Annotated in this window: 20 protein-coding genes; 14 read left to right on the top strand and 6 right to left on the bottom strand. The window is 63.4% G+C overall.

The features are described 5' to 3' along the window. The first annotated feature begins 44 nt into the window (after positions 1 to 44). The 10 genes from PPGU16_RS31110 to PPGU16_RS31065 all read left to right on the top strand — a co-directional run bounded on the left by PPGU16_RS31110 (position 45) and on the right by PPGU16_RS31065 (position 10,414). A complete protein-coding gene (locus PPGU16_RS31110; RefSeq protein WP_079491296.1) occupies positions 45 to 581 on the top strand; it encodes a VOC family protein in 537 nt (178 codons plus the stop codon). Beyond that, the gene (gene fahA, locus PPGU16_RS31105) at positions 578 to 1,918 is read left to right on the top strand and encodes a fumarylacetoacetase (protein ID WP_180726565.1); all 1,341 of its coding nucleotides are present in this window, start codon (positions 578 to 580) and stop codon (positions 1,916 to 1,918) included. The genes PPGU16_RS31110 and fahA overlap by 4 nt, the downstream gene beginning before the upstream one ends. 3 nt (positions 1,919 to 1,921) lie before the next feature. Then, complete coding sequence (locus tag PPGU16_RS31100) at positions 1,922 to 2,695, top strand: alpha/beta fold hydrolase (protein WP_180726564.1); 774 nt, start codon at positions 1,922 to 1,924, stop codon at positions 2,693 to 2,695. Between the two features lie 97 nt (positions 2,696 to 2,792). Further along, complete coding sequence (locus PPGU16_RS31095) at positions 2,793 to 3,596, top strand: FAD binding domain-containing protein (protein WP_180726563.1); 804 nt, start codon at positions 2,793 to 2,795, stop codon at positions 3,594 to 3,596. 27 nt (positions 3,597 to 3,623) lie between these two features. Then, positions 3,624 to 4,085 (top strand): SRPBCC family protein, encoded by a 462-nt coding sequence (locus tag PPGU16_RS31090; RefSeq protein ID WP_180726562.1) that lies wholly within the window; start codon positions 3,624 to 3,626, stop codon positions 4,083 to 4,085. 33 nt (positions 4,086 to 4,118) lie between these two features. Further along, positions 4,119 to 4,628, top strand: a complete 510-nt coding sequence (locus PPGU16_RS31085) for a (2Fe-2S)-binding protein (RefSeq protein WP_180726561.1) — start codon at positions 4,119 to 4,121, stop codon at positions 4,626 to 4,628. After that, positions 4,625 to 6,976, top strand: a complete 2,352-nt coding sequence (locus PPGU16_RS31080) for a xanthine dehydrogenase family protein molybdopterin-binding subunit (protein WP_180726560.1) — start codon at positions 4,625 to 4,627, stop codon at positions 6,974 to 6,976. Before PPGU16_RS31085 ends, PPGU16_RS31080 begins: the two co-directional genes overlap by 4 nt. After that, positions 6,966 to 7,691, top strand: coding sequence for an enoyl-CoA hydratase/isomerase family protein (locus tag PPGU16_RS31075; RefSeq protein WP_180726559.1), 726 nt, complete (start codon positions 6,966 to 6,968; stop codon positions 7,689 to 7,691). The genes PPGU16_RS31080 and PPGU16_RS31075 overlap by 11 nt, the downstream gene beginning before the upstream one ends. 41 nt (positions 7,692 to 7,732) lie before the next feature. Then, on the top strand, positions 7,733 to 9,298 hold the full coding sequence (locus PPGU16_RS31070; RefSeq protein WP_180726558.1) for a UbiD family decarboxylase: 1,566 nt from the start codon (positions 7,733 to 7,735) through the stop codon (positions 9,296 to 9,298). A 183-nt stretch (positions 9,299 to 9,481) separates the two neighbouring features. Next, positions 9,482 to 10,414, top strand: a complete 933-nt coding sequence (locus PPGU16_RS31065) for a LysR family transcriptional regulator (RefSeq protein ID WP_180726557.1) — start codon at positions 9,482 to 9,484, stop codon at positions 10,412 to 10,414. 18 nt (positions 10,415 to 10,432) lie between these two features. On the opposite strand, the gene PPGU16_RS31060 is transcribed toward PPGU16_RS31065, so the two are convergent. Both PPGU16_RS31060 and gcvA read right to left on the bottom strand, forming a co-directional pair. Continuing rightward, positions 10,433 to 11,464 carry an XdhC family protein gene (locus PPGU16_RS31060; RefSeq protein WP_180726556.1) on the bottom strand — a complete coding sequence of 344 codons (1,032 nt, stop codon included), beginning with the start codon at positions 11,462 to 11,464 and terminating at the stop codon, positions 10,433 to 10,435. 78 nt (positions 11,465 to 11,542) lie between these two features. Then, positions 11,543 to 12,451: a transcriptional regulator GcvA gene (gene gcvA / locus PPGU16_RS31055; RefSeq protein ID WP_180726555.1), complete on the bottom strand. Its 909-nt coding sequence runs from the start codon at positions 12,449 to 12,451 to the stop codon at positions 11,543 to 11,545. Positions 12,452 to 12,597: 146 nt separating this feature from the next. Here gcvA and PPGU16_RS43125 point away from each other — a divergent pair, with 146 nt between their 5' ends. Continuing rightward, a complete protein-coding gene (locus PPGU16_RS43125) occupies positions 12,598 to 12,726 on the top strand; it encodes a hypothetical protein (protein WP_274599998.1) in 129 nt (42 codons plus the stop codon). 183 nt (positions 12,727 to 12,909) lie between these two features. Further along, positions 12,910 to 13,830 carry an AEC family transporter gene (locus tag PPGU16_RS31050; protein ID WP_180726554.1) on the top strand — a complete coding sequence of 307 codons (921 nt, stop codon included), beginning with the start codon at positions 12,910 to 12,912 and terminating at the stop codon, positions 13,828 to 13,830. An 8-nt stretch (positions 13,831 to 13,838) separates the two neighbouring features. Here the strand turns inward: PPGU16_RS31050 and PPGU16_RS31045 are convergent, their stop codons facing one another. Continuing rightward, positions 13,839 to 14,471 (bottom strand): DsbA family protein, encoded by a 633-nt coding sequence (locus tag PPGU16_RS31045; RefSeq protein ID WP_180726553.1) that lies wholly within the window; start codon positions 14,469 to 14,471, stop codon positions 13,839 to 13,841. A gap of 158 nt (positions 14,472 to 14,629) precedes the next feature. Further along, positions 14,630 to 15,361: a FadR/GntR family transcriptional regulator gene (locus PPGU16_RS31040; protein ID WP_180726552.1), complete on the bottom strand. Its 732-nt coding sequence runs from the start codon at positions 15,359 to 15,361 to the stop codon at positions 14,630 to 14,632. A gap of 255 nt (positions 15,362 to 15,616) precedes the next feature. Here PPGU16_RS31040 and PPGU16_RS31035 point away from each other — a divergent pair, with 255 nt between their 5' ends. Next, positions 15,617 to 16,723: a mandelate racemase/muconate lactonizing enzyme family protein gene (locus tag PPGU16_RS31035; protein WP_180726551.1), complete on the top strand. Its 1,107-nt coding sequence runs from the start codon at positions 15,617 to 15,619 to the stop codon at positions 16,721 to 16,723. A gap of 45 nt (positions 16,724 to 16,768) precedes the next feature. Beyond that, positions 16,769 to 17,710, top strand: a complete 942-nt coding sequence (locus tag PPGU16_RS31030) for an AEC family transporter (RefSeq protein WP_180726550.1) — start codon at positions 16,769 to 16,771, stop codon at positions 17,708 to 17,710. 29 nt (positions 17,711 to 17,739) lie between these two features. Here PPGU16_RS31030 and PPGU16_RS31025 read toward each other — a convergent pair whose 3' ends face one another. After that, positions 17,740 to 18,261 (bottom strand): GlcG/HbpS family heme-binding protein, encoded by a 522-nt coding sequence (locus tag PPGU16_RS31025; RefSeq protein ID WP_180726549.1) that lies wholly within the window; start codon positions 18,259 to 18,261, stop codon positions 17,740 to 17,742. Between the two features lie 416 nt (positions 18,262 to 18,677). Further along, entirely contained in the window at positions 18,678 to 19,352 is a 675-nt protein-coding gene (locus PPGU16_RS31020) for a response regulator transcription factor (protein WP_180726548.1), read from the bottom strand. Between the last annotated feature and the right edge of the window lie 225 nt (positions 19,353 to 19,577).

Below are 19,577 nucleotides of genomic sequence, written 5' to 3'. Positions count from 1 at the left end.
CGGCACCACGACAGCCTGTACGAACCGCATTACAAGGAGACACCGTGTCCAACTCCAGCCCGGCGCCCGTGCTCGGCCTGCATCATTTTGCGTGGCGCTGCCGCGACGCCGAAGAAACGCGCCATTTCTACGAAGACATTCTCGGCCTGCAGCTCGTCCATGTGATCCGCCTCGACCGCGTGCCGAGCACGGGCGAATACTGCCCGTATGTGCACGTGTTCTTCGAAATGGCCGACGGGTCGAACATCGCGTTCTTCGACCTCGGCGATGCGACGGCTGCCTTGCCCTCGCCGAACACGCCTTCGTGGGTCAATCACATCGCGCTGCGGCTCGAAACGCTCGAACAGCTCGAAGCGATGAAAGCGCGCCTGATCGAACATGGTATCGACGTGCTCGGCGTCACCGACCATCATTTCGTGCGCTCCATTTATTTCTTCGATCCGAACGGACTGCGCGTCGAGCTGACCGTCCCGGTTGCGCCCGTCGAAGAGCTGGCAGGCTATAAAATGCGAGCTCGGCCGGCGCTCGACGCCTGGACCGCTGAAAAAGATAAAGCTGTATCGGAGACACGCCCCGCATGAGTGCACTGAATATCACGCACGATCCGGCGCGGCGAAGCTGGATCGAATCGGCAAATGCTGCCGACACGGATTTCCCCATTCAGAACCTGCCGTTCGGCGCGTTTGCGCGCAGCGGCGAAATCCGCACGGGCGTGGCGATCGGCGACCGCGTCGTCGATCTGCGCGCGCTGCACGATCTGGCCCTGCTCGACGGCGACGCGGCGATCGCCTGCGCGTCGGCCTGTGACAGCACGCTGAACGCGCTGATGGCGCTCGATGCGCGCCATGTGAGCGCGCTGCGCGCGGCGCTGTCGGATCTGCTGAAACACGATGCGCCCGCGCGTTCGCGCCTCGCCTCATCGATCGACGCCGTGCTGCCGCGCGTGACCGACGTCGAGTTGACGCTGCCGTGCGCGATCGGCGACTACACGGACTTTCTGACCTCGCTGCATCACACCGAGCGCCATGGCCGCTACAAAGGTCTCGCCGATCCGCTGCCTGCTGCTTTCAAATCGCTTCCGATTGCCTATCACGGTCGCGCTTCTTCGTTACGCGTGAGCGGCGGCGACGTGCGGCGCCCGTACGGCCAGTTCCGCGACGCCGACGGCAACGTGTGTTTCGGCCCCGCGCCGATGCTCGATTTCGAACTGGAACTGGCGGCCGTCATCGGTCGTGGCAATGCGTTGACGCGCCCCATTGCGATTGACGACGCGCGCAATCACGTGTTCGGCTATTGCCTGCTCAACGACTGGTCGGCCAAAAGCATTCAGTGGTTCGAACAGGTGCTGGGTCCGTTCCTCGGTAAAAGCTTCCATTCCAGCGTATCGCCGTGGCTCGTCACGGAAGAAGCGCTCGCGCCGTTCCGCAAGGCTGCGCCATCACGCGCAGCGGGCGATCCCGCGATCCTGCCGCATCTGCGCGGCGCGCACGATCAGCAACGCGGCGGCCTGAATCTGGACCTCTACGCGCATCTGTCCACCGCCGCGATGCGCAGCGATCGCATGCCCGCCATGCAGATCACGCACACGCAGCCCGACAATCTGTACTGGACCTTTGCGCAGATGATCGCGCATCACACGAGCAACGGCTGCAATCTGCGCACGGGCGATCTGCTCGGCAGCGGCACGATTTCGGGCGCCAGCGACGCATCGCGCGCTTGCCTGACGGAACTCAGCGAAGCGGGCAAGAAGCCGCTCGCGCTGCCGACCGGCGAATCGCGCATTGCCCTCGAAGACGGCGACGAGATCGTGTTGAGCGCGCGCGCCAGTGCGCCGGGTGCCGTATCGATCGGCTTCGGCGAATGCCGCGGGCGCATCGCTGCCGCGCTGCCGTATCCACTCGCGGCCGGGGAGCATTGAACCATGACGACGCTCAACGGTTTCCGGCAATTCGGACACGGCCCGCACAAGGTCATCGCACTGAACGGCTGGTTCGGCAGTGCCGCCGACTGGCACGCGCTCACGCCGGCGCTCGATGCCGAACGCTTCTCCTATGCGTTCTTCGACTATCGCGGCTATGGGCTGTCGCGTGATATCGACGGCGCGTTCACGTTCGACGAAGCCGCGCGCGACGTGCTCGCGCTCGCGGATCATCTCGACTGGCAGCGCTTCAGCCTGATCGGCCATTCGATGGGCGGCATGGCGATGCAGCGCGTGCTGCTCGCCGCGCCCGAGCGGATCGTCAAAATGGCGGGCGTATCCGCCGTGCCCGCGTGCGGCTCGCGCATGGACGAAGCGCGCGTCGCGATGTTTTCCGCCTGCATCGACGACGTCGCGAAGCGCGCCGGCATCATTCACTTTTCGACGGGCAGCCGGCTCGCGTCGCCGTGGAGCGCGCATCTCGCGCAACTGTCGCTGCGCGACTCGCGGCGCGAAGCGTTCGCGGGCTATCTGCCGCAATGGGCCACAGGAGACTTCGCCGCGCAGGTCGACGGCAACCCGACGCCTGTGAAGCTCTTCGTCGGCGAGCATGATCCGACCATCACGGCAGACCTGATGACGCGCACATGGCTCGCGTGGTATCCGAACGCCACGCTGGAAACGCTGCGGAACGCGGGACATTACCCGATGTACGAAGTGCCCGTCGCGCTCGCCACTGCGCTGGAAAACTGGCTCTCGGAGCCTAACGGACCATAGCGGACCGTAGCGGACCATAGCGGACCATAGCGGGCCATAGCGGTCAACACAGAAGTCAGGCATGCGCGATGACCACACGCATGCCGCAGGAGACAACATGTACGAGACGACTTATCTGCGCGCAGCGTCGCTTGACGAAGCGGTCGCCTGGTTGCGCGAGCATGACGAAGCGCGGCCGCTGTCGGGCGGCATGACGCTGATCCCGACACTCAAGCAACGCCTCGCCGCGCCGTCGCATCTGATCGACCTCACGCGCATCGGCGAACTGCGCGGCATCGAAGTGCGCGGCGACACGCTGCATGTCGGCGCGCTGATGAAGCACGCGGAAGTGGCCGCCTCCGATGTCGTGCGCGAAGCGATTCCCGCGCTCGCGCATCTGGCCAGCGTGATCGCCGATCCGCAGGTGCGCAACCGCGGCACGATGGGCGGATCGGTCGCGAACAACGACCCGGCAGCGGACTATCCGTCCGCCGTGCTCGCGCTGAACGCGCACATCATCACCTCGTCGCAGCGACGCATTCCCGCCGACGACTATTTCATCGACACATTCGAAACCGCGCTCGAAGCCGACGAACTCGTCACCGCGATCGAGTTCGCCATTCCGCGCCGCGCTGCCTATGCGAAGTACCGGCACCCAGCATCGGGTTATGCGGTGACGGGCGTGTTCATCGCGCAGTACGACGATGCCGTGCGCGTCGCCGTGACGGGCGCGGGCGCGTCGGTGTTCCGCTGGCTCGATGCGGAAGCCGCGTTGCAACAGGACTTGTCGGAAGCCGCGCTCGCATCGCTGTGGATCGACCGCGACATGCTGCCCGACGACGCCAACGCGTCCGCATCGTATCGCGCACATCTGATCGAAACCTATACCCGCCGCGCATTGCAGGCGCTGCTCGCGTCGTAACGACGCCGCTCAATTCAGGAGAACAGGATGGAATTCACCGGATCGCAAACCATCGCGGCATCGCGCGAACAGGTATGGCAAGGACTCAACGACCCGGCCGTGCTGCAGGAATGCATTCCCGGCTGCGAAGCCTTCACGGCGGAAAACGAAGACGAGTACAAGGCCGTCGTGGTCGCCTCCGTCGGGCCCGTGAAAGCGCGCTTCAAGGGCACGCTCGAACTGTCCGAACGCGATGCGCCGAATGGCTACCGGATTCTCGGCCAGGGCGAAGGCGGCATTGCGGGCTTCGGCAAGATGACGGCGACCGTCACGCTCGCCGATGCCGAAGACGGCACGCTGCTCACTTACGTGGCCGAAGCGCAGGTGGGCGGCAAGCTCGCGCAGATCGGCTCGCGGCTCGTCACGTCGGTGGCGAACAAGCTCGCGGCCGAGTTCTTCAAGCGCTTCAACGCGACGCTCAGCGCAGCGAACGAACCCGCTGCCGAATGAGCACGCTGCACGAACGGGAAAGACAGGTGAATCATGGTTGAAGTCCAGCTTCAGGTGAACGGCACGGACGTCTCGCACGCCGTGCCCGACAACACGCTGCTCGTCGAATTTCTGCGCGAGCATGTGCGGCTGACGGGCACGCATGTTGGCTGCGATACGAGCCAATGCGGCGCGTGCACCGTTCATCTCGACGGTAACGCCGTCAAGTCCTGCACGGTGCTCGCGGCTCAGGCGAGCGGCGGACAGGTCGTGACCGTCGAAGGTCTGAGCGCGCAATGCGGCGGCAAGCTGCACCCTGTGCAGAATGCGTTCGTGCAGTGCCACGGCCTGCAGTGCGGCTTTTGCACGCCCGGCATGATCATGGCCAGCGCGTTCTATCTGCGCAAGGAACCGGCGCTCGATGTGGCGAGCATCAGTCACGCGCTGGAAGGCAACATCTGCCGGTGCACGGGCTACGTGAACATCATCGAAGCGGTGCGCCACGCCGCACGCGAGATGTACCCCGAAGCGCCCTTCGCGAAGACGGAGGAACACGCGTCATGATCGGCAAACCGATACCTCGCGTCGAAGACCAGCGCTTCGTGACGGGCAACGGCCAGTACACCGACGATATTCGCGTCGATGGCCAGCTGCATGCGGCCTTTCTGCGCTCGCCTCACGCGCATGCAGGATTGCGTTCTGTCGATATCAGCGCCGCGCAGCAAGCGCCCGGCGTGATCGCCGTGCTGGTCGGCCAGGACTATCTCGACGATGGCTTTCAGGGCGTCGATCATGTGCCGAATCCCGTCGACGCCGTCGACGCGACGAAGAAGGCTTTCCTCACGTCGCTGACGGGTTCGATCTTCAATCAGCTTCATATTCCGCTGCCCGTCGACCGCGTGCGCTATGTCGGCGAGGCGATCGCGATGGTGATCGCCGAAACGCCGTTGCAGGCGCGCAATGCGTCGGAGCTGATCGAAGTCGATTACGACGTGCTCGATGCCGTCATCAACGGCGCCGACGCGATGCAGCCCGACGCGCCGCAACTGTGGGACGGCGCGCCGGGCAACCTGTGCTTCCAGACGCAGATCGGCGACCGCGAAGCCGCGCGCAAGATTCTCGCGGAAGCGGATCACGTGATCCGCCGTGAGTTTCATCACAGCCGGCTCGTCAATTGCCAGATGGAGCCGCGCAGCGCGATCGGCATGCACGACGCGGCCAACGACGTCTACACGCTGATCTCCGGCAGTCAGGGCGCAGTGCGCCAGCAACTGGTGCTGGCCGCCGCGTTGAAAGTGCCGCCTGCCCGGATGCGCGTCGTCTGCCCCGATACGGGCGGTGGCTTCGGACCACGCTCGTTCGTCTACGTCGAGCAACTGGCTGTGGTGTGGGCCGCGCGACGCATCGGAAGGCCGGTGAAGTGGACGAGCGACCGCAGCGAAGCATTCCTGTCCGACTATCAGGGCCGCGACGCGATCATCCGTTCCGCAATCGGCTTTTCGAAAGACGGCCGCATTCTCGCCATCGACAACGAATGGATCGGCAACGTCGGCGCGCATACGGTGTCCTACGTGCCGATGTCGAATGGCACGCGCATCATGACGACCGTCTACGACGTGCCCGTGGCCGCCGTGCACGTCAGCGCCGTCATGACCAACACGGTGCCGACTGCGCCCTATCGCGGCGCGGGCCGGCCCGAAGCGACGCATGTGATCGAACGCATGCTCGATCTCGCCGCTGCCGAACTCGGTATCGAGCGCGCGGAAATTCGCCGGCGCAATCTCGTCACGCACGACAAGCTGCCGTACCGCAGCCCGATGGGCCTCACGTACGACAGCGGCGAATTCGAGCGCAACATGGCGCGCGCGCTGACGCTCGCGCAGTGGGACAGCTTCGAGACGCGCCGTGCGCAATCGCGGGCAAACGGCCGCTTGCGCGGTATCGGCCTGGCGAACTACATCGAGTCGCCCGTCGGCGCGCCGCGCGAGCGCATCGAACTGACGGTACGCGCGGACGGCAGCGTCGATATCGTGTCGGGCACGCAGTCGACGGGCCAGGGCCACGAAACCACGTTCGCGCAGGTCATCGCGCATCAGCTCGGCGTGCCGATGGAAGCCGTGACGCTGCGCACGGGCGACACGGCCTTCGTGAGCGTCGGCGGCGGCAGCCACTCGGACCGCACGATGCGCCTGGGCGGCATGCTGCTCGTCGATACCGCGCAGCAGATCGTCGCAACGGGCAAGCAGGTGGCCGCCGCGCTGTTCGGCGTGGACGCATCCGACGTCGAATTCGCAAATGCGTCGTTCACCGCGTCCGCCTCGGGCAAGCGGATCAGTCTCGCCGAAGTTGCGCGCCAAGTTTCAAAGGACGGCGTGCCCGGCGACCCGTCGATGAAAAAGCTCTACGCACACGCCGAAGTCAACACGCGTGTTCCCGCGCATCCCACGGGCGCCGCCATCTGCGAGCTCGAAGTGGACCCCGATACGGGCATGGTGGAACTCGTCAACTACACGTCCGTCGACGACGTGGGGCAGCCGATCAACCCGCTGATCGTCGAAGGTCAGGTGCATGGCGGGCTCGCGCAAGGCATCGGCCAGGCGCTTTCCGAAGGCTTCTACGTGGATCGCGATACGGGGCAGGTGCTGACAGGTTCGTACATGGATTACGGCATGCCGCGCGCCGGCGTGATTCCGCCGCTCAATGTGGAACTGACGGAAGACCCGACGCATGGCAATCCGCTGCGCGTGAAAGGCGGCGGCGAAAGCGGCATCACACCTGCAACAGCGACGATTTTCAACGCGCTCGCCGATGCGCTGCGCGAGTACGGCAACGATGAACTCGCGATGCCCGCCACGCCGAAAGTAGTCTGGGAATACATCCATCGCGCTCAAGGAGGCGCACATGTCAACTGAATCCGTCGCTATCCGCCGCAAAGGCGCGCTGCTCGACATCGTGCTCGACCGGCCTGAGAACGGCAATCTGATCGATCAGCCGATGAGCGATGCCATCATCGCCGCCGTCACCACGATCGACGACGATACGAAGCTCGTGCGTATCGTCAGCAGCAGCAAGGACTTCTGCAAAGGCCGCCAGTCGCCGATGCCGCCTCAAGGCGCCAAGCCGTCGGCGGAAACGTTGCGGCGCGTCGTCGCCGCGCCGCCGCTCGCGCTCTACGACGCATTGAAAGCGGTGCGTGTGCCCGTGCTGTCCGTGGTGCGCGGCGAAGCGATCGGGGTCGGCTGCGCGCTGGCAGGCGTGTGCGACGTCGCGCTCGCCGCCGACGACGCGATCTTCCAGATCCCCGAAATGGAGCGCGACATTCCGCCGACGCTCGTCATGTCCGCGCTGATCGGGCGCGTTCCCGTGAAGACGGTTGCGCACATGGTGCTGAGCCGCGCGCGGCTGACGGCGCAGGACGCGCTCGTTGCCGGTCTCGTGAGCCGCGTGGTGCCCGTTGCGTCGCTCGACGACGAAGCCGATGCGCTCGCCGACACGCTGCTCGGCTGCAGCGCCGTCACGCTGCGCGCCGTCAAGCAGTTCCTGCATCTCGCGCCCGACATGTCCGCCGCAGGTTCGAGCGGCTTTGCCGCGCACCTCGCGGCCACTGCGCTGTCAGCACGCTTCTAAGGGTGCGCACCGCGTCGCACTCTGCACATCAGGACACGACATTGAGACCCAAGACAGCCATTCCTTCGACCGCGCAAGGCGCGGAACTGCCTGACCTCGAACGCTTCCGTCTGAGGCGTTTTCTCGCGTCGCTCGACGACACGGAACTCGAACGGCGCGACGAGCCCGTCGATCTCGCCGATATCGCCCGCATCATGGAAGGCAACCCGCGCGCGGTGTGGTTCCAGCAGCCGGCGGGCGGCACGGTGTCGCTGGCGGGCAGCGTGGCGGCAAGCCGTACGCGCCTCGCCAAAGCCTTCGACACCACGCCCGCGCACCTGCTCGAAGTCGTGCGCGACCGTCTGCGCAGCAAAGGCAAGCTCGTCGAAGTGCGACGCGAAGAAGCGCCCGTGCAACAGGTCGTGCTGACGGGCGACGAATGCGACTTCACTGTGCTGCCCGTGCATCTGCAGCACGATCTGGACGGCGCGCCGTATATCTCCGCATCGATCGACTTCGCCGTCGATCCCGACACCGGCTGGACCAACGTCGGCATTCGCCGCCTGATGCTGCGCGGCCGGCGCACGGCGGGCGTCGATCTCGTCGCGCCGTCGGATCTGCGCGCCATCGCCATTGCCCACGCGAAGCGCGGCGAGCGGCTGCCGATCGCATTCGCCGTCGGCACGCATCCCATCGACCACATCGGCGCGACGATGCGCATTCCCGCCGACGAACTCGAACTCGTCGCCGCGTTGCGCGGCGCGCCGATGGGCGTCGTCAAATGCGTGACGAACGATCTGCTCGTCCCCGCCGACGCGGAGTTCATCCTCGAAGGCTATCTGGATGAACGCGGCCACGCGGAGCCGGAAGGGCCGTATGGCGAATTCCTTGGCTATTACGGCGGCATCAAGACGAACCCGGTGTTTCATCTGACGGCCATCACGCATCGCAAGGATGCGGTGTTCCAGACCTGCACGATCGGCGGTCGCACGATGGCGCGCACCGATACCGCGCAACTCGCCGCGCTGCGCACGGAAGTGACCGTCTGGCGCGCGCTCGAAACGGCCGTGCGCGAGATCAGGAGCGTGTATGCGAGCCCCGCAACGGGCGGCATGTTCAACGTGCGCGTCGCGATGCAACAGCGCGTGCCCGGCGAAGCGCGCAATGCGATCGCCGCCGTGTTCGCGTCGCTCGCCAACGTCAAGCATGTGTTCGTCGTCGATCCCGACATCGACATCTTCTCCGATGAGCAGATGGACTGGGCACTCGCGACGCGCTTCCAGGCCGACCGCGATCTCGTGATGCACAGCGGCATGCGCGCGATGCCACTCGATCCGTCGCTCGATGGCGCGGCAGTGACGGCAAAGGTCGGCTTCGACCTCACGCTGCCGCTGCTGCGTCCGGGCGAGGAGCGCGATCTCGAACACCGCGTGCCGACGCCGCCGGCGTTCACGGGTGCGCGCTTCGACTCGCTCGAAGCCGCGCTCGCGCATGGTCCGAAGCGTTTCACCGAGTTGATGTCGGCAACGGGCACGCGCGACGGCCGCGAAATCGTCCGCTGGCTCGAAGATACGGGCGCCACGCGGACCATCGTCCGCGACGATGAAGGCCGGTACGCATTCGCGTAACGAGCGCCGCGCCCGCCCGCTTTCGGTCGAAACACGCTGTTGCAACGTTTGCGCGGCATAAAACGGCGCCGCGTCACGGCGGCAGCGTATCCGCGATCGGGTCTTGTCCCGGTCGCGGACACGCCTGCACGGCGATAGAATCCGGGCAGCCCCACCGTGCCCTGCCTTCGAGGATCGCCGTCGATGAACCTGTCCCTCAAACAACTCAAAGTCTTTCTCGGCGTCGCGAACGCATCGAGCTTCACGAAGACCGCGCAGAGCATGCATTTGAGCCAGGCCGCACTGAGCGCGATCATTCGCGAACTCGAAACCCAGCTCAACTGCCGCCTGTTCGAGCGCACCACCCGCACTGTCGCGCTGACGGAAGCGGGCCGCCTGTTCTACCCGACGGCGATGAAGATCGTCGAGACGCTCGAAAAGTCCGTCATCGAGTTGAACGAGTTGGGCCGGCAAAAGCAGGCCTCGCTGCTGCTGGGCTGCACGCCGATGATCGCCGCGAGCCTGATGCCGCAAGTGCTCGCGCGTTTCGCGGAGACCAACCCCGATGCGCAGATCGAACTCGTCGACCGTCCGCCGGGCGAGTTGCTGAAGATGGTCGAGGAAGGCGATCTCGATGCGGCGTTCGGGATTTTCTTTTCGCAGCTATCGGGCATCGACCGCGTGCCGATCTTTCCGACGCGGCTCGTCGTGGTCTCGTCGACGATGGAAAGCGCGCATGGCATCGGCAAGGTGCCGCGCGACGGCGTGCAATGGCGCGCGCTGGAAGGGCTTCCGCTCATCACGCTGCCGAAGGACAACCCGTTGCAGCGGCTGATCGAGGCATCGCTGTCGAAAGAAGAGGTGACGACGGGCCGCCGCACGGTGATCGGCCATCTGCAGACGGCGATTGCGATGGCACACGAAGGGCTTGGCGTGGCGATCATGCCGTCGTTCTGCGAACACATTTGCCGGCACTACCAGGTGCGCATCGACGTGATCCGTCCGGAAGTGGAGTTTTCGTTTTACCGCATCACGCGCAGCGGACGCGACACGCTCGCGGCGCTCGATCAGTTCACGGAGATGTTCGCCGCCGCCGCGCAACTGAGTCCCTTCGATACGGCCACTGACGCGAAGTAATCCGGTTCGGGGCGTGCGCTAAGCGAAGCACGCGAGTTCCGGATCGACGATGGACGCCGCCCTGCCCTGCGCGGTCTTTGCCGTTCCGACCTGCAACGATGCCGGCATGTGTACGCCGTTCTTCACGGCCGTGACTTCGGCAAGTATCGACACGGCGATCTCAGGCGGCGTTCTGCTGCCGATATAGATCCCAACCGGCCCATGCAGCCGCGCGAGTTCCGCCTCGCTGAGATCGAACTCCTTGAGCCTTTCGCGCCGCGCTGCGTTGTTGCGCCGCGAGCCCAACGCGCCAACGTAAAACGCAGGCGTTTTCAATGCTTCCATCAGCGCGAGATCGTCGAGCTTTGGATCATGCGTGAGCGCGATCACGGCGCAGCGCTCATCGAGCTTCATATCGAGCACGGTATCGTCGGGCATCGTGCGAACGATTTTCGTGCCGGGCACGTCCCATTCATCCGTGTACGCTTCACGCGGATCGCACACCGTCACCTGATAATCGAGCCCCACGGCGATACTGCATAGATAGCGCGACAGTTGCCCCGCGCCGATCACCAGCATCCGGTAACGCGGGCCGTGTATCGTCAGCAGACGCTTGTCGTTGAAGTCGACGCCATCGGTTGCTTGCGCGTGACTCAAACGCGCGATACCTGTTTCCATATCGAGGGTGCGCGCGACGAGCCGTCCATCTTCAACGGCATCGCACAGTTCAGCGATGCCGCTCGCCTTCGTCAAAGGCTCCAGCACGAGCTGGATCGTCCCGCCGCATGGCAAGCCGAAGCGATGCGCCTCTTCCGCCTTGATGCCGTATTTCACGACTTCGGGCTTCTTCTGCTCGATTCCACGTTGACGTACGCGATCGATCAGATCGTCTTCGATGCAGCCGCCCGATACCGACCCCACCACCGCGCCATCGTCGCGCACGACGAGCATCGCGCCTTCGGGACGCGGCGACGAGCCCCACGTCTTCACGACCGTCACGAGCAGCACGCGATGTCCCTGTTCGAGCCAGCGCGCACTGGACTTCAACACTTCGAGATTGACACTGTCCACTATCGACACCTGATTGCTACGAGTCTCCGACAGGCAGTGTATGCGCCACATCCGCCAACGTGAATCGGCAAATCTGGATTACGTCATCGAAAATGCCGAACAATCGCCGCCTTCCCGTTCGAGCCATGCGCAAAACGTGACGACCAGTTCATCTGTCGCATTCGCATCTGGAACATAAGTGCAATAGCTGCGCGACGGCAGACGCGGGTGATCGAATGGCATGACGAGCCGGCCCGCAGCGAGGTCGTCGGCGATCAGCGCAGTCGGCCCCATCGCAATGCCGATGCCATCGACAGCAGCCTGCAACGCGAGATAGAAGTGATCGAACGTGAGGTTGGCAGCGGGGACGAGTGCGGGCATCTCGACTTTCGCCAGCCAGTCCGGCCAGACCCGCGGCAGACTCGACGTGTGCAGCAACGTGTGCCGATGCAAATCGTCGAGCGTTCGAAGAGGGATGCGCTCGAGCAGAGCCGGACTGCAGACAGGAATCCTTTCCTCGGAAAGGAACGGCCGCATCGTGAATCCGTAGAACGCGTCCGGGCCGCCCCGAATGACCACGTCGTAAGTCTCTTTCAGGCTTTCCAGCGGCTCGTTCGACGTCTCCACGCTCACGTCGATCCCCGGATGCGCGTCGTGAAAGCGCGCGAGCCGCGGCACCAGCCAGCGCAGCGTGAAGGTCGCCACGGCATTGACGGTCAGCGTTCGCGGCACCCGTCCCGTTACGCCATATCTCGCGGTGGCCTGCGCGAGCTGTTCGAACACCGGGCCAACTTCATCGAGGTAAGCCTTCGCAGCCGGCGTCAGCTCGACGCGCCGGTTGTGCCGCTCGAACAGCGGCGCGCCGAGCCACTCTTCGAGCAGGCGCACCTGCTGGCTCACGGCGCCATGCGTGACGTGCAATTCCGCCGCGGCTTCCTTGAAGCTGCCCAACCTTCCGGCAGCCTCGAACGCTCGCAACGCATTCAGCGGGGGCAACGCTCGCTTCATTCGGGTTAGTTAATTTAACGCGAGTGGCCAATTTATCGGGTTTTGCCGGTTGTCACAAGATAGATATTCTCGTGTCAGCTACAGAGAGAGTCGAAAAGCCATGTCCACACGCGTCATGCTGCTCGTGCTGTTCGCCGCATTGCTTCATGCAAGCTGGAAACGTTGCGCTGGCAAGCGGTCCGATCATCGGCGAGCGGTTCACGATGTTGGGCCATGGCCGTTCCATTGCCGCCGTCGTCATCCTGTCCGGCGTAGCGACGCTCGAGCTGACTTGAAATAGCGCCGAGGATCGTTCTCCGCCGACGTCCAGATCGACTACTCTTCTCTGACGAGATCGTGCCTGCGGACTGGCCATAGTGTGATTGGTCTAACGGTTGAGGACCGGCCCGGCACATCACCCGCGAAATCTTGCACACGCAACTGCATCCGGACGTCCCATCTACGCAGGGAGCGCCATCATGCACATCGCAGGTCTGATATTGCCGATCTTCGCGATCATCCTGACAGGCTGGCTCGCCCGCATATCAGGCTATCTGCCGCATACCGTCGCCGGGCCGCTGATGCAGTTCGCCTACTACGTGGCGATGCCGGCCCTCGTCTTTCTGACCGTCGCCAAAGAGCCGCTCGAATCGCTGCTGGAGTGGCGCTTCCTCGCCGCGTTCGGCGCAGGCTCGCTGATCTGCTTCGCCGCCGCGCTCATCGTCGCGCGCACCGTACTGCACCCGAGTCTCGGGAAAAGCGCCATGCTCGGCGCCATCGTTTCGATGACGAACACGGGGTTCGTTGCGCTTCCGATACTCAGAGCGCTGCAAGGCCAGCATGGCGTGCTCGCCGCGGCCGTCGCGACGGTGTTCGTCGGCGCGATCATGTTTCCCGCCCTCGTCGTGCTGCTCGAAGTCGATCAGCAGACGGGTTCGCGCAAGATGCGCGGCGGCGCGCTCGCGAAACAGATCGGCACGAACCCGGTGATTCTTGCGACGATCCTCGGCTTGCTGTGGTCGGTCGGCGGACTCACGTTGCCGGCGCCCGCTGTCACGTATCTCGGCATCCTCGGCGAAGCGCTGACGCCCTGCGCGCTGTTCGCCATCGGCCTCGACCTGTCGATCGACGAATTGCGCGGCCATCTGAGCCGCTACGCGTTGCTCGCGGCACTCAAACTGATTGTGATGCCGCTCGTCGTGTATGGGCTTTGCGTCGCCGTCGGGTTGAATCGCGCGACGACGCTCGCGGCCGTGATCTGCGCCGCCGTGCCGACGGCCAAGAGCGCCTACGTGCTCGCTGTCGAGTACGACGTCGAGAAGACATCGACGGGCGCCGCCATTTCGACGACGACGCTGTTCTCCATCGTGACGCTGCTGGCGTGGCTGTACTTGCTTTAGCTGTACCGCTACGCGGCAAGCGATTCGAGCGCTTTGGTGATCTGCCCCGCCGTTGCATAGCCGGAACTCAGTCGGCCAATCTTTCCGTCGACTTCGACGAACAACGACGGAAAGCCTTGCACGCCCAGACGACGCGTCAGGGCAAAATCCTGCTGTGCGGCATCGATGGCCTCGTCGGAACTGAACACTTCGAAGAAGGCATCGGCGGTAACAGCGATGCCTTGCTCCGCGATCGCCTTCGCGCCAATTTCCGCGAGCACGTCGCCATCCGTCGTATCGAGTCCATCGACGTAAAACGCGCGTTGAAATGCCCGGAACACCTTCAGCAGATCGACGCCCGGCGCAACCATCCGCGCCGCCACGACAGCCCGGCAAACCGGCTCCGTATCGTAGACGAAGTCCTTGCGCGCCATCAGCGCTTCACGGTTGAACTCCGCGCCGCTCATCTGCTCGACGCGTGCCCAATGGGTGAGCCTGAACTGTTTCGCTGCGTCGTCGAGTACCTGCGTCGATCCCGCCGCCATGCCGCCCACGACGACCTGCACATCGAGATCCGGCATGCTCTGCGCAATCGCGCTCATTTCCTTGCCGAAGCCGTAGCACCACGAGCACATCGGATCGCCGACAAATATCAGTTTCATACGCTGTTCCATCCTCATCTGATCAGGCGCGGCCCGGCGGGCTGCGCGTATCAGTCGGCCAGGCATCGCCGACGCACGGGCCGACTATACGTTCGACGCACGAAGACATGAACGGCGTACGACTCACATCACTCTTTACATGGTGTAAGTACGCAGGCTCAGAAAAACGAAATGTCGTAACCGAAGCGCGATGCGGCGCTCACGATATGCCGCCCCATGAGTTCGCGCGCGGCAGCGGCGTCCTTGTCGACGAACGCCTGAATCAGCGTCTCGTGCTCCCCGCGTGCCGCGTTGGGGATCTTGCCGAACATCGGGCCTTGCCGCGCGAAGTTCGCCGCGATCAGTGGGCGCATCGGTTCGAGCACGATGCGGATCATCGCGGCGAGATAGTCGTTGCCCGACGCAGCCGCCACCGCACGATGAAAATCGAGGTCCGCGTTGACGGTGTCCGATGTCGGGGCGCCTTCGTAGCGCATGCGTTCGACGGCCGCCTGAATCGGCTTGAGCCTGCGCGGTGTCATGTGCAGGGCTGCAAGCGCGGCGGCCTGGCTCTCCAGCACGGCCCGCACTTCGAACATGTTGCGGATCGTGTCGTCGCCTTCCAATAGTTGTGAACTCACCGGCTGCAGCGGTTCGGACGGCTGGCGCACCGCCGCAACGAATGCGCCGACGCCCTGGCGCGACTCGATCAGGCCTTGCGCGCGCAGGCTCGCAATCGCCTCCCGCACCACGTTGCGGCTGACGCCGAAGTTCTCGGAAAGAAAGTGCTCGGTAGGCAGACGGTCGCCGGGCTTCAGCCGCCCGGACGCGATCTCGTCGCTCAGCGAGCGTGTGATGTGCTCCGCGAGATGGGGCCGCCGTTCGACGCGCCGCACGTTGAGTTCGCTCATGGTCGTGTAAGGGCTGTTCCTTGTCTTCTTATTCTACATCCTGACGCAGACGCAGCCCCTCCCCCGCCCGCAGTGCTTGACCTGTCAACGCGCGCCAACCCCTGCCATCAAGCCCTCTGTTGCACGTCGCGCTCAAGTGATTTGCACAAAAGGAACAACTTGTTCACTTGAAGGACAACAGGATGTCTCATACCATGCAAAACATACGGCGGGCTTTCGTCCGTCCGCCCTGCAACCCGTTCGAGGTACGTCCAGATGAAAATCGCCAGCATCGAAACCATTCCCCTGCGCATTCCCTTTACGACGGGCGGACCGTCGGCGGGCGGCGTGTGGGGACCCAAAGACCTGCAAGTGGTCGACTCGCTCGTCGTCAAGGTCACCACGGACGACGGCACCGTCGGCTGGGGTGAAACCTTCGGCTTCACGGCGATCCCCGCCGTGAAGCTCGTCATCGACGGGATACTTGCGCCCGAACTGATTGGCCGCGACGTCGCGCTGCGCGAGAAGTCGATGTTCGAGTTGCAGAAGAAATTCCACGTGTTCGGCCGCAGCGGCGCGTTTATCTACGGCCTGTCGGCGATCGATATCGCGCTGTGGGACATCGCGGGCAAGGTGGCGAACCAGCCGGTTCATCAACTGCTGGGCGGCGCCGAGGCGACCTCGCTGGCGTGTTACGCGAGCCTGATCCGCTATGCCGACCCCGAACTGGTCGCGCGCAACGTGCGGCGGGCGGTGGACAGCGGCTACCGACACTTGAAGCTCCATGAAGTCACCGTCGAAACCGTGCGCGCCGCGCGCGAAGCGGCGGGTCCCGACATCGAAATCACGCTCGACGTCAATTGCCCGTGGACGGTTCGCGAAGCGCTCGACATGACCGGGCAATTCCGCCCGTTCAATCTGCGCTGGATCGAAGAGCCCGTGTGGCCGCCCGAAAACTACGCGGGTCTCGCCACCGTGCGCAGGCAAGGCGGCATTCCCGTCGCGGCAGGCGAAAACGCGTCGACGTTGATGGACTTTCAGCATCTCCTCGAAGCCGGTTCCGTCGATTTCATCCAGCCCAGCCCCGCGAAGATGGGCGGCATCACGGAACTGCAAAAGGTCTTTGCATTGGCGAATGCGCACAACGTGACTGTCATGGTCCACACCTTCTACGACGGACCCGGCCTGCTTGCCAGCGTGCACGCCAGCGCAGCGCTTGGTGGCCCGAAGTCGCTGATCGAATGGCGCTACTTCGATCTCGAAGCACAGCTCTACGGCGACGCCATCATTCCGCGCAATGGCCGCATCGACGTACCTCAAGGCCCCGGCCTCGGCATCGAGCCGAACCCCGATGTGATTCGCGACTATCGCATCAACCTTTAAACGAACACCGCTACGGCATCGCATAACAAAACTTGGAGTCAGGAGATGTTAGACAGGATTGTGGGTCCGCTTTTACCCGTTGCATTTGTGATCGTGCTCGGCTTTATCGCCGGCAAGCGAAAACGTCTGAATCATTCGGACAGTCTGCTCATCAGCCGGCTGGTGCTCGGCTGGATCTTCCCGGCGCTGCTGCTGGTCGGCATGGCGAGCACGCCGCGCTCGCAGCTGTTCGACTTCAGACTGATTCTCGCGACGTTCATCGGCATCATGGGGATGTACACCGTTGCGCTGCTGCTCGGCTGGTGGCGCTATCGCGAACTGAAGGCGGCGACGCTCAAGGGCTTCGTCAACGGCTATCCCGATGCCGCGTTCATGGGCATTCCAATCCTGCAGGCGATGTTCGGTGCTGGCAGCATCTATTCGGTGCTCATTCTCAATCTGATCGCAAGCCTCGTGATGATCCCGCTGACCACCATGCTGTTGACGGTCGCAAGCGGAGAAGGAAGCGGCATGCAGGCGTTTCTGGCCAGCATCAAGAGCGCGGTGCGCCGCCCGTTGATGTGGGCGCCGGCGCTTGGCATCGTCTGCTCGCTGCTGCAGATCAAGTTTCCGCCCGTACTCGCCGAATCCTTCAATCTGCTCGGCAAGGCAACGCCTGGCGTTTCGCTGCTTTGCCTCGGGTTGATCATGTCGTCGGTCAAGCTGAAGCTGTCGAGCGAAGTCTGGGCGAACCTCGGGCTCAAGCTGCTGATTCATCCGCTGTTGATGTTCGCGGCGACTGTCCTGCTCGGCGTGCATGGCCTCTACGCGCAACAGATGATCCTGCTGTGCGCGCTGCCGTCCGCGACCATTCCCGCGATGTTCGCCAACGAAGCGGGCGCGTATCAAAGCGAAGCCGCGACGTCGATTCTCATCAGCACGGTGCTGTCGATCGTCACGTTCTCGGCGGCTATTTATCTGGTCGATGGCGGCCTCGCCGCAGCATAAAAACGGATAGCGAGGCACTCGCCTCGCTATCAGTGCGGCAGCCGGTTCGCCACTTTAGCGACACCCGCAGCCGCACACACTTCATCCTTATCCCCGCCTGGCGCCCCGCCGATTCCCAGCGCGCCCACCATCTCGCCGCCCGCCTTGAACGCCACAGCACCCGGCAACGCAATCACGTTGTGAACCGTTGCGAGTTGCGGCGCGTAAGGACTCGTTTTAACCAGCTCGAAGAATCCGCTCGAACGGTCGAAGCCGAATTCCGGTCCCAGCGTCACGACAGTAAATGCTTTTCTGAAGCTCGATTCGCCCGTGTGCACCGTTGCGTGATCGCCGCGGATCACGACTTGCGGCACACCATCCATATCGACTACCGTCGCGGTCACCCAGTACTGCTTCTGTTCGCACACGCGAATGGCTTCTTCCGCTGCCTCGACGGCAAGACTGGTCGGCAACGTGTAGTGATAGCCGGGCTGAGGCTGCTGTTGCGCATGCATCGGCATACACGTGAACGACAGGCTGCAAAATAACGCGAACGACAAAGGGAATTTCATATCAACCTCCAACACGGATCAATAAAGAACACAACGGAAGCGGACGACGACCTTGCGCAAGCGAGCGCACTTCGGCTGCGCCGATTGCAAAGCCGCGCCGCCTGTTCGTCGGCATCATCTAAAACGTTGCGTTTCGGACCAATACGCTCGCGCTCAATGCAGCCGTCGAGCGGGCGCGCCCGAGAGCGAGCCCGACAACTGTTCCTGCATGTGACGCATCGAATAGAGACAGTCTCATTCTTTTCCAACACCTTCAAATGCCGCACGCTTTATTTCAACGGAGTGCAGAATTATTGACCCGTTTACGGCATTTGTAGGCGTGAATTTGACGAAAGAGATGAAACTGTCTTTTGAACAGATGGAAATAGGTGTTGGCACAACGAGGGCGAGCGGCGCAAAGCGCAACACGCCGCGAATCAGTTCGCACTCGTCTGCCGTTGATCGATGGCAAGCGCCTCTGCTTTTCGAACGAGGTCGGGAAGCGAGCGCGACGCCATTTTCTTCATCACCTGCCCACGATGAATCTTCACGGTGATTTCGCTCAGATGCAGCTCATAGGCAATCTGCTTGTTCAACATGCCGGCCACCACGAACTTCATCACTTCGCGCTCGCGTTGCGTCAGCGATTCATACGACTCTTGCAGCGTTGCCAATGCGTGCTCCGACTCGCGGCGCTCGGCGTCGCGCTTGAGTGCGTGAGCGATCGCGTCGAGCATGTCCTGATCGCGGAATGGTTTGGCGAAAAAATCCAGCGCACCCGCCTTCATCGCCTTGACCGTCATCTCGATGTCACCATGGGCCGTGATGAACAGGATCGGCATGCGCACACCGCAGCGGTGCGCTTCCTGCTGGAAAGCCAGACCGCTCTCGCCTCGTAACCTGACATCGAGGATCAGGCAACTGGGTGCGTCGTACTTGGGAAACGCGAGAAAGTCTTTCGGTGACTCGAACGTCTCCACATGCAAACCCACCGACCGCACCAGGCCATTCAACACATACCGGATCGATTCATCGTCGTCGATGACATACACGACTGACGGCTTGCCTTCGCCATTTCTTTTGATTGAAGTCGAACTCGGTCCTGGAACCATTTCGCCTCCTTATTAACGAGTGAGGAAACCTTTTCGCAGATCGCGGATTGTCTGATGCAGATACGGCAACACACCACATTGTTGTCCCAAACGACGACAAGCGCAAAGCAAAGTCGCACGTGGTTTGCTGTGTGAAGGAATAAAGTGAGGGGGGATGTCAAACTAGCGACGATATGATGCTATCGCGCTGCGCGCAGCGATTGCAGTAGCTACGGCGCGCAGCGA

Origin of the sequence: Paraburkholderia largidicola (assembly GCF_013426895.1) — a bacterium.
GTDB lineage: Bacteria > Pseudomonadota > Gammaproteobacteria > Burkholderiales > Burkholderiaceae > Paraburkholderia > Paraburkholderia largidicola.
This window is presented reverse-complemented; position numbering and strand designations above follow the sequence as displayed.

What these genes read in the sequence shown, in the direction of transcription:
- PPGU16_RS31030 (WP_180726550.1), top strand. Translation starts at nt 16,769, where the DNA reads ATGTTAGACAGGATTGTGGGTCCGCTTTTACCCGTTGCATTTGTGATC.
- PPGU16_RS31080 (WP_180726560.1), top strand. Translation starts at nt 4,625, where the DNA reads ATGATCGGCAAACCGATACCTCGCGTCGAAGACCAGCGCTTCGTGACG.
- fahA (WP_180726565.1), top strand. Translation starts at nt 578, where the DNA reads ATGAGTGCACTGAATATCACGCACGATCCGGCGCGGCGAAGCTGGATC.
- PPGU16_RS31025 (WP_180726549.1), bottom strand. Translation starts at nt 18,261, where the DNA reads ATGAAATTCCCTTTGTCGTTCGCGTTATTTTGCAGCCTGTCGTTCACG.
- PPGU16_RS31035 (WP_180726551.1), top strand. Translation starts at nt 15,617, where the DNA reads ATGAAAATCGCCAGCATCGAAACCATTCCCCTGCGCATTCCCTTTACG.
- PPGU16_RS31045 (WP_180726553.1), bottom strand. Translation starts at nt 14,471, where the DNA reads ATGAAACTGATATTTGTCGGCGATCCGATGTGCTCGTGGTGCTACGGC.
- PPGU16_RS31020 (WP_180726548.1), bottom strand. Translation starts at nt 19,352, where the DNA reads ATGGTTCCAGGACCGAGTTCGACTTCAATCAAAAGAAATGGCGAAGGC.
- PPGU16_RS31065 (WP_180726557.1), top strand. Translation starts at nt 9,482, where the DNA reads ATGAACCTGTCCCTCAAACAACTCAAAGTCTTTCTCGGCGTCGCGAAC.
- PPGU16_RS31085 (WP_180726561.1), top strand. Translation starts at nt 4,119, where the DNA reads ATGGTTGAAGTCCAGCTTCAGGTGAACGGCACGGACGTCTCGCACGCC.
- PPGU16_RS31100 (WP_180726564.1), top strand. Translation starts at nt 1,922, where the DNA reads ATGACGACGCTCAACGGTTTCCGGCAATTCGGACACGGCCCGCACAAG.
- PPGU16_RS31040 (WP_180726552.1), bottom strand. Translation starts at nt 15,361, where the DNA reads ATGAGCGAACTCAACGTGCGGCGCGTCGAACGGCGGCCCCATCTCGCG.
- PPGU16_RS31050 (WP_180726554.1), top strand. Translation starts at nt 12,910, where the DNA reads ATGCACATCGCAGGTCTGATATTGCCGATCTTCGCGATCATCCTGACA.
- PPGU16_RS43125 (WP_274599998.1), top strand. Translation starts at nt 12,598, where the DNA reads ATGCAAGCTGGAAACGTTGCGCTGGCAAGCGGTCCGATCATCGGCGAG.
- gcvA (WP_180726555.1), bottom strand. Translation starts at nt 12,451, where the DNA reads ATGAAGCGAGCGTTGCCCCCGCTGAATGCGTTGCGAGCGTTCGAGGCT.
- PPGU16_RS31095 (WP_180726563.1), top strand. Translation starts at nt 2,793, where the DNA reads ATGTACGAGACGACTTATCTGCGCGCAGCGTCGCTTGACGAAGCGGTC.
- PPGU16_RS31090 (WP_180726562.1), top strand. Translation starts at nt 3,624, where the DNA reads ATGGAATTCACCGGATCGCAAACCATCGCGGCATCGCGCGAACAGGTA.
- PPGU16_RS31075 (WP_180726559.1), top strand. Translation starts at nt 6,966, where the DNA reads ATGTCAACTGAATCCGTCGCTATCCGCCGCAAAGGCGCGCTGCTCGAC.